Genomic DNA, 11,622 nt, shown 5'->3' on the forward strand with positions numbered 1-11,622 from the left:
CATGTTGCGGTGGCTGGAGGTCTTTGGCCGGTACTCGTTCGACGTGCACAACAGCGGCATCGACGGCGATGACATGTGGAATCGCCTCGGGCCGCTCCACGAGTATGCGACCAGGGACCGGGAGGGCTTCCTCAGCGCGCTGCGAGACCTCGTGGCGGGCGACCAGGGCGGGTTCGCCACGTTCGGCGCCGCCCGCCTCGTCTGGGAGATGTACAGCGGGGACGCTTTGCACATCTCCTCGGCGTTACCGCTGATCGACGCCGGCATCGAGTTCAAGAAGTCACGCGGGCTGCCGACCCTCATGTTTACCGGCTACGAGATGCAACGACTTGACCAGACCCGCCGGCACGCCGGCTAATCCCCTGCGGTCACCGCAGACCGCGTCGGTTCCGTTCGTTGAGAAGGGTGCCCCTTGTGGAAGGTTTCCTCTGCTTCGCCTTCGTCGCCGGTATGGTCGGCCTGATTGTCTGGCAGTTCATCGAGACGCGGAAGGCTGTCTCGACAACCACGTGCGAGACCGCGTGCGACCCTGCGCGGACGGCGCAGATCGTGCGCGATGCGTTCGGCGGCCCTCGTACGGTGCTGTGGACCAGCGCAACCGGGCCGGGAACGATCAACATGCGCCGGCGTGGAATCCACGGCGGCATCACGATGTCCATCACCGTCGCACCACGTGCGGGCGGTGGCTCCCAGGTGGCGATGTGGGCCTCGGAGACTACTGTCTATTTCGTCTTCTTGGTCAATTTTGCCGGTGTGGTCAACCGACGGAAAAGGGCGATCGAACGGTTGCTGGCGGCGGGTCAGGGCACGCCGAGGTGACCGTAGAGCCGCTGTTGGGCCGGAGCAGACAAAGATCGGCAATTCTTGGCAGCAGGCGAAACGCCACAGGCGAAATGCAGCTCTGCCGCGCGCCACCGCGCCTACCGACGCGGGATCGCCGCTACCTGACCGGTGTTCCGGTTCGCGGCAGCGGTGGTGGTCAGGTGGGACGGCTGTGCCGCTTACTGCCGTGACCACGAACGTTCACGGTGTTGGATGACACGCCGTCCGGCCTGACGGCCCGACGACGTCGCGGCGGTCAGGCTGTGGCGATGGCAGATCCTGTACGCGTGCGGCGGCTGAGTGATCAGGAAGGTCAGCAGCTGCTCAGAATCACCCGCCGGGGAACCGGCTCAGCGATCCGACTACGGCGGGCGATGGTCGTGCTCGCGTCTGCCGGCGGGAACACGGTGCCGGCGATCGCCCGTCTCGTCCAAGCCGATGAGGACACGATCCGGCAGGTCATCCACCGGTTCAACGAGATGGGGATGGCTAGCCTGGACCCTCAGTGGGCGGGTGGCCGTCCCCGCCAGATCAGTCCTGACGAAGAGCAGTACATCGTCGAGACGGCCAACACCCGCCCCGAGAGGCTGGGGCGGCCGTTCACCCGGTGGAGCATCCGTAAGCTCGCCGACCACCTGCGCGTTCACTCGACTCGACGGGTCCGGGTCGGGCGGGAACGGCTGCGGCAGATCCTGCACCGGCATCGGATCACCTTCCAGCGGACCAAGACGTGGAAGGAGTCCACCGACCCTGACCGGGACGTCAAGCTCGCCCGGATCGAGCACGTGAGCAGCCGCTTCCCGCAGCGGGTGTTCGCGTTCGACGACTTCGGGCCCCTGGTGATCCGCCCGCAGGCAGGGGCCGGGTGAACGCCGGTGGGACGCCCGCACCGGCTGCCCGGACGGCGCGCCCATCTACGTCATCCTGGACAACCTGTCCGCAAAGGCGTCAAGATCTGCAAATGGGCGGCCCGGAACAAGGTCGAACTCTGCTTCACCCCGACCTACGCCTCCTGGGCCAACCCGATCGAGGCCCAATTCGGGCAGCTCCGCACCTTCGTCATCGCCGGCTCCAACCACCCCAACCACCCCGCGCTGACCCGGCGGCTGAGGGCCTACCTACGGTGGCGCAACGCCAACGCCCGCCACCCCTACGTCCTGGCCGCCCAACGCCGAGAACGCGCCCGCATCCGCAGCGAACGCCAACGACGATGGGGCCAACCCGCCACCCGAGCAGCCTGACCCCCACACCGTCTACGTTCGTGGTCACGGCACTATTAACCGGCCGGTGAGGCGTCGGCCGGTTGGTGCGGCCGTCCTCCGAGGAGGGCGCGGGGCGTGGCATCATGAAGCGGAGCCGAGGTCCGGGCAAGGGCAACCTCAGGAGCACCACCACGATTCCCGAAGGGAATGCTCATGCCCATCCGGCTCCACAGGTCCACGCGCCCATCTCGTACCCGGACAGCCGTCGTCGGCGTGGCCACGGCGGTCGCGCTCGCCGCGACCGGCCTGACCCTGACCCCGGTCGCGGCGGCTCAGACGCTGCCCTATCAGGATCCGTCCCTGCCGGTGGCGCAGCGGGTGGCGGATCTGCTGTCGCGAATGTCGCTGGACGAGAAGATCGGCCAGATGACCCAGGCCGAGCGGGCCAAGGTCAGTCCGGCCGACGTGACCACCTACCGGCTCGGCTCCATCCTCTCCGGCGGCGGCTCGGCGCCGTCACCGAACACCCCGGCCGGCTGGGCCGACATGTACGACGCCTTCCAGCGGGGCGGGCTGGCCACGCCGCTCGGCATCCCGATGATCTACGGCTCGGACGCCGTGCACGGGCACAACAACGTGGTCGGCGCGACGATCTTCCCGCACAACATCGGTCTGGGCGCCACCCGCGACCCCGACCTGGCCGAGCGGATCGGCCGGGCGACCGCCGAGGAGGTCACCGGCACCGGCGTGGACTGGACGTTCTCGCCCTGCCTCTGCGTGGCCCGCAACGACCGCTGGGGCCGCACCTACGAGTCGTTCGGCGAGAAGCCCGAGTTGGCGACGCAGATGAGCGGCATCGTCACCGGCTACCAGGGCGCCACGCTCGGCGGGCCGGCCAGCGTGCTGGCCACCGCCAAGCACTACGTCGGTGACGGGGGGACCACGAACGGCACCGACCAGGGCGACGCCCAGCTCTCCGAGGCGGAGCTGCGCGCCGTGCACCTGCCGCCGTTCGTGGCGGCCATCGGCAGGGGCGTGGGCTCGATCATGATCTCGTACAGCAGTTGGAACGGGCAGAAGCTGCACGGCAACCGCTACCTGATCACCGACCTGCTGAAGAACGAGCTGGGCTTCACCGGCTTCGTGGTCTCCGACTGGAACGGCATCGACCAGATCGACGGCGCTCCCGGCTTCACCGGCGCCGAGGTGGCGCAGGCGGTCAACGCCGGCATCGACATGGTGATGGCGCCCGACGGCTGGCGGTCCTTCATCACGCTCCTGCGCGCCGAGGTGCAGGCCGGCCGGGTGCCCATGTCACGCATCGACGACGCCAACCGGCGGATCCTGACCAAGAAGTTCGAGCTGGGCCTCTTCGAGCGCCCCCTCGCGGACCGCTCGTACGCGGGCACCCTGGGCAGCGCGGCACACCGTGAGTTGGCCCGCGAGGCGGTGGCCGAGTCGCAGGTGCTGCTGAAGAACGGCGGCGCGCTGCCGCTGCGCACGAACAGCCGGATCTTCGTCGCCGGCAGGAGCGCCGACGACATCGGCAACCAGAGCGGCGGGTGGACCGTCAGCTGGCAGGGCGGCAGCGGCAACACCACCCCCGGCACGACGATCCTGCAGGGCATCCCGACGCCGCCCCGTTTGGCGCGTCCGGAGTTCATCTCACTACCGCGGGAAGATCCTTATGAAGCGCCTCATCGTGGACACCCACGCCTCGTCCTGCTACTTCCGCACCTCCGTCGGCGGGGATGGACGCAAGGCGTTGGTGCAGATCACCGAACGGTGCAACCTGCACTGCGCCCACTGCTTCGTCTCCTCGACCGCAGTCGGGTCTGACCTGTCCCTGGGCGACTTCACCACCCGAGTGTTGCCCCGGCTGCTCGACGCCCGAGTCGAACGCCTCACGCTCACCGGGGGCGAGCCCTTCGTCCACCCCGACCTGATCGCCATGTGCCAGGCGGTGGCCGATCAGGGACTGCCGGTGGGCATCTGCACCAACGCGACGCTGACCCGCGACGCCGATATAGCCGCCTTGGCCGCCTTGGGCAACGTTCACGTCAACGTGTCCTTTGACGGGTTCCGGCCCGACAGCCACGGCAAGTTCCGCGGCGACCGGTCGTCGTTCGCCACCACCGTCGCCACCACCCGCAAGTTCGCCGAGGCCGGCCTCCTCAAGGGCCTGCTGTCCACGCCCAACGCGCTGACCGTGCCGCAGGAGTTCGCTGACCTGTGCGCCTTCGCCGTCGACGTCGGCGCCGAGTACGTGCTGATGAACCCGCTGTCCTCCTTCGGACGGGGGGTGAAGAGCCGCAGTAAGCTCGCCGCCACCACGGCCGCGATGAACGCCATCACGGCCGTGACCGACCGCTTCGCCGGCCAGGTCGACCTCGTGCGCATCCGGTTCCCCAACAAGGACCTGCCGCTGGGCGGATGCGACGCGGGAAAACTGATCTACGTCTTCGTCGACGGGCAGGTCGCCGTGTGCCCCTACCTGGTCTTCGCCGCTCGCACGCCCGCCTCCGCGCATCGTGATGCCGAGTTCCTCACCGGCAACATCCTCGATAGTGAGGTTGTCACCGGCCTCGACGCCTACGACTTCCACGGCCGCTACCGGCTCGGCGCCAACCCGACCTGCGGCTCCTGCGCGCTGGCCGGACAGTGCGGCAAGGGCTGCCCTGCCGCGGTCATCGCCACCGGTGGCCGCATCGGCGATGTCGATACCGAGCAGTGCCCCGTCACCGACCCATCCGGCCGTCGACTGCTCCCGCTGTCCCTGGCCAAGGGGTGAGCAGCCTGTTCATCGCCGTGGAGGGCCCCAACGGAGTCGGCAAGAGCACCGTCGCCCGTCGCCTGGCCGACCGCCTCGCCGAACTCGGACCGGCAGGGGTCCACCTGACCGGCGAGCCCACCCGCACGCCCCTGGGCCAGCTCCTGCGCCGCCAGGAATCCTTCCTGCACGGCAAGGCACTGGCCCTCGCTCTGGCCGCCGACCGCGCCGCGCACATCGAAACAGAGATCATCCCCCGGCTCGACGACGGACTGCACGTCGTCACCGACCGGTACGTCGCCTCCTCGCTGGTGCTGCAACGCATCGACGGCCTCGACCTCGGCGAGATCTGGTCCTACAACCGCTACGTCCTGCCCGCCACCGTCATCTACCTCGAAGACCACCCAGAGGTCATCCGCACCCGCCTGGCAGCTAGACCACACTTGACCAGGCTGGAACTGGCCGGCTCGCCCGAGAAAGAACTCGCCCTCTACCGCGACGCCGCCACCCACCTGCACCGGCAGCAGTGGCGCCAACACGTCGTCTCCTGCCACGGCCTCAACCCCGAACAGGTCGTGGACACTATTCTCGCCCTGCTACCCGCCGACGGCCCCTGACCAGCGAGGCTCACCGTGCTGTCCATTCTGACGATCAACGTGCAGGCCGCCGCGCTCGCCCGCGCGCAGAAACTCCTGACCTGGCTGCTGCAACGCGACGACCACGTGATCATCCTGACCGAAACCAGCAACGGACCCGGCACCCGGCACCTGCTCACCGGCCTGCGGGCAGCCGGGATGTCCATCGCCCACCAGCCGTCGACTGACGGCGACCGCGGCTGCGCCATCGCCAGCCGCATCCCGACCCGCCCAGCCTCGCACCTCAGCGCGGGCATCAGCCTGCCTGGCCGGGCCCCCGCCGTCATCCTCGACACCGACCCCGCCGTCACGATCCTCGGACTCTACGTCCCCTCCAGCGACCGGGCACCGGCCAAGCTCGCCAAGAAGCGGACCTTCCTCACCACCGTCACCGACACCCTGGCCCGACTACCCACCACCGACCGCGCACATCTGGTGGTCGGCGGCGACTACAACGTCATCAGCCGCGACCACCAACCCCGCTACCCCGGCTTCCGACCCTTCGAGTACGACTTCCTCGACGCCCTCGCCACACTCGGGCTCTGCGACGTCCACCGGACTCTGCACCCCGACGTGCAGACACATAGCTGGATCGGCCGTGCCGGAAACGGATATCGCTTCGACTACCTCCATGCCGGCCCTGGGCTACTGCCTCACCTGGCAGCCGCCGCCTACCTGAACCAACCTCGCCTCGAAGGTCTCACCGACCACTTGGCGCATAGCGCCGACATCGACGCACCGGCCGCCGGTGGTCGGGGTGCCGGCACGGGCAACATCGTGGCTTGCTGGATCTCACGTCCCCCTAGACGAGCGGCAGAATAGGCGCGTGACCCTCTGGACGATCGCCACGGCAGCCGACGAAGCGCGCCGCCAAGCGTCGGTCGCCGTCCTGCCCATCGGCAGCTTCGAACAACACGGCTCGCATCTACCGCTCGCCACCGACACCATCGTGGCCAGCGCCATCGCCACCGCGCTCGCGGAACGTTACGACCTGTTCCTACTTCCGCCAATCACTCTGTCCTGCTCTCACGAGCACGCCGCGTGGCGAGGAACTGTCAGTCTCAGCTCGACCACCCTCACCGCCATCATCAACGACGTCGTGGCGTCCCTCCACGAGCAAGGCATCGATCGTCTCGTGCTCGTCAACGGGCACGGCGGCAACTACGTGTTGTCCAACATCGTCCAAGAGGCCAACACCGACCGGCCACGCCTCGCACTGTTCCCGGGACGCCAGGACTGGGACCAAGCACGCCACGACGCCGGTTTGCACAGCACCACCCACGACGACATGCACGCCGGAGAGATCGAGACGTCTATCCTGCTCCACGCCGCACCGCACACCGTCGGTCCGGGCTTCGGAACCGCCGACCACCTCACGGAACGGCCACACCTCCTGACGCTCGGCATGACCGCCTACACGAGCACCGGAGTAGTCGGGCAACCATCACTGGCCACCGAAGCCAAGGGACAGGCCGTGCTCGCCAGCCTTGCCCGCACTTTCGAGGACACCCTTACCATCCTCACTCGCTAATAGGCCGGCACCGGCGCCACGCGACACGATCCTCCCGGTGGCACCCAGCTCTCACCGCACGCCGACCGAATTCGAAGGAGCCCCTATTGCGCAGCCGCGAAGTCGTCACCGGCCGCACCATCGTCGCGGTATTCGACCACGGGGAAGACTTCTACGACGCCATCGACCGCACCTGCCGCGCCCACGACATCCGCCAGGGCTACATCCCCACCTTCATCGCCGGCCTCGCCACCGCGGACATCGTCGGCACCTGCGAACGCCTCGACAACCCCGACGCCCCGGTCTGGTCCAAAGTCCATCTGACCAACATCGAAGCCCTCGGTGGCGGCACCCTCGCCTACGACCCCGACACCGACGCCATCCAGCCGCACATCCACCTCACCGTGGGCTTGAAAGCGCACAGCGCCACCGCCCACACCAGCCACCTGCTCGCCGCGACCGTCCAGTTCCTCACCGAAATGATCATCGTGGAGATCCTCGAGCCAACGATGACGCGTGTTCGCCAAGCCGACCTCTACGACGTGCCACTCCTGCAGTTCCCCTGAAGCCAGTCGAGCGCGGCGGCCCAGGTCTCCAGCCGTCACAGCCGGGGCGGCAACATCCGTGGACTCGACCCACCTCAGAACGGGGCCGACGTCCTCACGGCCGCGCTCGTCAGATTCCAGATCAACGTGTCGTAGGTGTCCACAACCCGCCGTACTGGCACATCGAGTGAGCGAATCATCGCGTCGAGTCCGCGCTGCACCTGTTCACCTGAGTGCTGGGAGCTGACCAATCGCTCCACCTCGACAAACGCGCCGAGCCCGTCAACGACGTCCACGCATACCTTCGCGCCGTCCCAATCGCCGACTCGGCGCTGCTTAACGATCCGCACCGTTGGCACCCAACCCATCGTGGCGAGAGCATCATGCATCGCGTCGCGGTCGAGGATCACGCATTCGTGCTCCAGGCACGCCATCTCGTTGTCGATCGGCTTCTTCACGGTGAACAGATGACGCCCCTCCTGCGTGCGAAGACGCGCGAACGGCACACCGACCTTCAACATTCCGTACGACCAGCCGGCTGGTGCGTACGCCTGGTCGTCCTGGACCGACGGCTCCGTCAACACGACCTGCCGCCGGGCGAGCGCCGTGATCAACCCCTGCAGGTCGTCGACGCGGTACTTGGCTTCAATCTCGTGATCATTGTTGGCCGGCTCGTGGGTCACGAGCAGGGAGCATACGAGCATCGGAGGTCACGCGAGTTCGGACGACCGCGAGGCCAATGTCGGAACTTTGTCGGAAGAGTGTTGGATGAAGCCGCTGAGTAGCTGACGCATCACAGACCTGCACTACAGTGCTCCCACACCAACCTGCCTCGCCTCGCGCGAGCGTTCGTACCCATCGGGAGCTGCTGATGTCGAGCGTGCCACCACAAGACGTGGCCAAGGCATGGATCGCTCTTGGTCAAATGTTGGCCCGCAGCCGCAAAGCCGCTGGTTACACGCAGGAGGCGTACGCCCCGCGGGTGAGCTATGGGCGGAGCACGATCGCGAACGTGGAGACCGGCCGGCAGCGCGTGGGCCGCGATTTCTGGGCCCGAAGCGACGAGGTGTTGGGCACCGGCGGCAGACTGGTCCGGGAATACGATCGCATCCGGCTCGCCAGCAACCGGCGCGTGCTGAGCGGCACGGCCGCCCCTACGGCGTGCCACGTGGCTGCTGAGCCCTCGTCCTCCACCGCTGCGGAGGCGCTCGCCCGCATGCCGGGAACGGACTACCTGATGGGCGAGTGGAACAGCTTTTCCACACTCACCAGCATGCTGGCCCAGCAGCGCCAGGCCGTGTCCCCCGACGCGCTACTGGGCCTGATCGAGGCCCACCGTGACTGCCTGTCGACGCTGTATCGCAAAGCGGGTCGTGCTCCCATCCGCGCTGATATCGGAGCGATGCTCGCCGAAGCCTCGATCGTCGCCAGCCGGCTGTGGAGCGCACAGGGCAACCGCGCCCTCGCACTCGCTCACTGCGCCTATGCCCGCCAGCTCGGCGACAGGCTCGGCAGCCGCAGGATCAGCGCAACGGCACGCATCTTCGAGAGCAACCTCCACTCCGAAGCCGCCACACTGATCGACGCAGACGGTGACATCATGATCGGCCTGCGGCTACTCGATGAGGCCGCCCGCGCGTCCACCGATCTCAGTCCACCCGCACGGGCGCGAGTAGCTGCCGAGCAGGCCCAAGCCTTCGCGGCCCTGCGACTTCCCCGCGAGGCCACGGCGGCCCTGAAGCGGGCAGAAGAAGCGGTCAACGACTTGTCGCCCGTTGACTGTGTCGGCCTCTACAGCGACTGGAGTAGCGCTCGCCTCCACGTCTACGCGGGCACGTGCCATCTCCTGCTCGGTCAGCCCCACCAGGCGGTGACCGTGCTGGAAAGTGCGGTACAGATGCTGCAACACGACCACGCCAACGCCAACGTCGCGTTGGCGGCAGCCGTAGACCTCGCCAGCGCCTACGCCGACGCCGGCGAACTCGAACGATCCTGCACCCTGCTTGGCGCCACCTACGACCAGCTGAAAGCAGGTGGCAACCATCGGGGCATCGCTCGAGCCCAACGAGCTCGACAACGGTTGGACCGATGGCGCGACGAGCCGCTTGTCCTCGAACTCGAGGAGCAGATGGCCGCCTAACGAGCAGCCGGCGTCCCGCCCGCACTCAACAGCGAACTGACGGCTGCCACCACCGTCGTCGGGTCGAGACTGTCGAGTACCACGTCAGGTTCGTAGGATGCCAGCTCTCGACGCCCAAGCCGGTGAGCGACGACAGCGACGCGAAAGTCGGCGTGACGTGCGCAAGCGATATCGTTGGGCGCATCACCGATGACGATCGCTCGAGCGGAATCGAGCGGATCACCGTAGATCGCGGAGTAGCGCTGAGCTACGACTGCCGGAAGCTGGAAGCGATCTCGCGCGTCCGACCCGAACCCGCCGATGCGAAGATCAAGAAAACCGTCCAAGCCCGCCACGTCCAGCTTCACCTCGGCGGCCGAACGCAGGTTGCCGGTCAGCACGGTCTGGATGAAGCCATGTTCGTGCAGCTTCGCGATGCTCGCCGCCGCACCTGGATACGGCGGCTGGACCTCAGCCAGCTCCTGCCGGCCCTCTCGCATGACCGCGGCGATGGCCTGGCGGAAGGCGGGTATGCCCGCCTCCGCAGATGACGGGTCCACGCCCGAAGCGATCGCCGTGTCGATGGCGATCGACTCGTCCGTATACCCATGCACCTTCTTGTCAGGGAAGACAACCTCGGACTGCGCGATGCCGTACGCACGAGCGATCGCGCGCGTCAGCCAGCGCAAGTCCGCAGGGATAAGCGTCCCGTCAACGTCCCAGATGACCAAGCCGGCGCTGCTGTGGTTCATAGAAGCATCGTCGCACGCGTACGGGCAGCTAACCCTGTCGAGCATCGCCGGGGTCGCGGCCGACCGAGACGGCCGGGCGCGGTCGCGGCAGCGGGTGTCGGTGGATTGTCATAGTCCGATGACATGCCTGTCCGACAACACCCGACGTCGGCGACTGTAAGTGAGCCTTCCCCGAAAGGCCGGGGCGGATCGTCCGCGCAGTCTTGGGAGATAGCTGTCCGGACGGGCACCTTTGCTGCCCTGCATGGTGATCATCGCGCTGGCCGCAGCTGTTGTCGATTTGCTGGGCCAGCCGTGGACATGCAGCGCGTCCGGTCGCGGGGGTGGCTGTTCGCTTCCGATCCCCTGCGACTGTTGGAAGGAATGTCTGCCATGTTCTTCGATGTCGTCGTCGTCGGCGCCGGCCCGGGTGGTCTGGCTTGTGCCCACGAGGTCGTGCGCCAGGCCCAGGACCTACGGGTGCTGTTGTTGGAGGCCGGGCGGGGGATGCGGAATCGGCCGTGCCCGGTCGACCGAGGGCTGCGTTGCACGGGGTGCGCCGGGATCTGCAATGTGATCAGTGGCTTTGGCGGCTGTGTGCACTACGGCGACGGGGTGAAGTTGAGCTTGCTGCCATCCGGCCGCCGCCTGATCGATCACTTCGGTGAGGACCGCGCCGACGAACTGTGCGAGCGCGCGTTCCAGTTCCTGACCGCTCCACTGCCAGAGCCACCCATTCTGAGTGGCACGAGGCTTGGCGCGCCAGTTATCAAGGCGTTTGCCGGGAACGGCCTGGCCATCCGGGAGTACCCGGTCGCGGTCTTGGGGGAGACGCAGGTCCGGGACATGCTCACGGCGCTGCACGGCTTCCGCCACGACGCTCTGGCCGTCTGGGAGAAGTCGGAACTTGTCACCGTCGCCCTGGAGGGGGACCGCCTGACGCTGGCGGTAGCGACCCACGGTGGCCTTGTCACCGTCGAGACGGCACGTCTGGTGCTGGCCACGGGCCGGCACGGGGTGACCAGCACTCACAACCTCCTGACGGCGTTCGGGGTCCAGACGATCGCGCCGGACATGTCGCTCGGCGTGCGTCTCGAAACAAGGGCCGAGGTGCTGGCCGCGATCGGCGTCGAGCACCCCGACCTGAAGATCACCCAGTTAGAGCGAGTGGACCGTAAGACGAAGACGTTCTGTTTCTGCGGCGGCCCGAACGGTGGTCGGATCAAGTTCACCAACTACCAGCGCTCCTTCGGGCGGGAGGTGATCACTCTCGACGGGCACGAAACCA

12 protein-coding genes and 1 pseudogene are annotated in these 11,622 nt (G+C 67.6%); 11 read left to right on the top strand and 2 right to left on the bottom strand.

Annotation, left to right across the window (positions count from 1 at the left end):
- Nucleotide 1 precedes the first annotated feature (1 nt).
- The 9 genes and pseudogenes from T398_RS14490 to T398_RS14530 all read left to right on the top strand — a co-directional run bounded on the left by T398_RS14490 (nt 2) and on the right by T398_RS14530 (nt 7,505).
- Nucleotides 2-358, top strand: a complete 357-nt coding sequence (locus T398_RS14490) for a hypothetical protein (RefSeq protein ID WP_358047243.1) — start codon at nt 2-4, stop codon at nt 356-358.
- 56 nt (nt 359-414) lie between these two features.
- A complete protein-coding gene (locus T398_RS14495) occupies nt 415-819 on the top strand; it encodes a hypothetical protein (RefSeq protein ID WP_358047240.1) in 405 nt (134 codons plus the stop codon).
- Between the two features lie 272 nt (nt 820-1,091).
- Nucleotides 1,092-2,063: pseudogene (locus T398_RS14500) on the top strand (helix-turn-helix domain-containing protein).
- A gap of 234 nt (nt 2,064-2,297) precedes the next feature.
- The gene (locus tag T398_RS14505; RefSeq protein ID WP_496447407.1) at nt 2,298-3,863 is read left to right on the top strand and encodes a glycoside hydrolase family 3 protein; all 1,566 of its coding nucleotides are present in this window, start codon (nt 2,298-2,300) and stop codon (nt 3,861-3,863) included.
- The gene (locus tag T398_RS14510; RefSeq protein WP_496447409.1) at nt 3,793-4,815 is read left to right on the top strand and encodes a radical SAM protein; all 1,023 of its coding nucleotides are present in this window, start codon (nt 3,793-3,795) and stop codon (nt 4,813-4,815) included. Before T398_RS14505 ends, T398_RS14510 begins: the two co-directional genes overlap by 71 nt.
- Nucleotides 4,812-5,411 (top strand): dTMP kinase, encoded by a 600-nt coding sequence (gene tmk, locus T398_RS14515; RefSeq protein ID WP_496447411.1) that lies wholly within the window; start codon nt 4,812-4,814, stop codon nt 5,409-5,411. The genes T398_RS14510 and tmk overlap by 4 nt, the downstream gene beginning before the upstream one ends.
- A gap of 15 nt (nt 5,412-5,426) precedes the next feature.
- Nucleotides 5,427-6,251 carry an endonuclease/exonuclease/phosphatase family protein gene (locus T398_RS14520; RefSeq protein WP_496447412.1) on the top strand — a complete coding sequence of 275 codons (825 nt, stop codon included), beginning with the start codon at nt 5,427-5,429 and terminating at the stop codon, nt 6,249-6,251.
- Between the two features lie 4 nt (nt 6,252-6,255).
- The gene (locus T398_RS14525; RefSeq protein ID WP_496447414.1) at nt 6,256-6,960 is read left to right on the top strand and encodes a creatininase family protein; all 705 of its coding nucleotides are present in this window, start codon (nt 6,256-6,258) and stop codon (nt 6,958-6,960) included.
- 86 nt (nt 6,961-7,046) lie between these two features.
- Complete coding sequence (locus T398_RS14530; protein ID WP_496447416.1) at nt 7,047-7,505, top strand: PPC domain-containing DNA-binding protein; 459 nt, start codon at nt 7,047-7,049, stop codon at nt 7,503-7,505.
- Nucleotides 7,506-7,579: 74 nt separating this feature from the next.
- Here T398_RS14530 and T398_RS14535 read toward each other — a convergent pair whose 3' ends face one another.
- Nucleotides 7,580-8,167, bottom strand: coding sequence for a class IV adenylate cyclase (locus tag T398_RS14535; protein WP_496447417.1), 588 nt, complete (start codon nt 8,165-8,167; stop codon nt 7,580-7,582).
- 242 nt (nt 8,168-8,409) lie between these two features.
- On the opposite strand from T398_RS14535, the gene T398_RS14540 reads away from it, so the two are divergent.
- Entirely contained in the window at nt 8,410-9,624 is a 1,215-nt protein-coding gene (locus T398_RS14540) for a helix-turn-helix domain-containing protein (RefSeq protein ID WP_496447500.1), read from the top strand.
- On the opposite strand, the gene T398_RS14545 is transcribed toward T398_RS14540, so the two are convergent.
- A complete protein-coding gene (locus tag T398_RS14545; protein WP_496447419.1) occupies nt 9,621-10,355 on the bottom strand; it encodes an HAD family hydrolase in 735 nt (244 codons plus the stop codon). The two genes, T398_RS14540 and T398_RS14545, sit on opposite strands and share 4 nt — an antisense overlap.
- A gap of 372 nt (nt 10,356-10,727) precedes the next feature.
- On the opposite strand from T398_RS14545, the gene T398_RS14550 reads away from it, so the two are divergent.
- A partial coding sequence (locus T398_RS14550) for an FAD-dependent oxidoreductase (protein ID WP_496447421.1) occupies nt 10,728-11,622 on the top strand: 895 nt, incomplete at its 3' end.

It is taken from the genome of Salinispora goodfellowii (assembly GCF_059570675.1).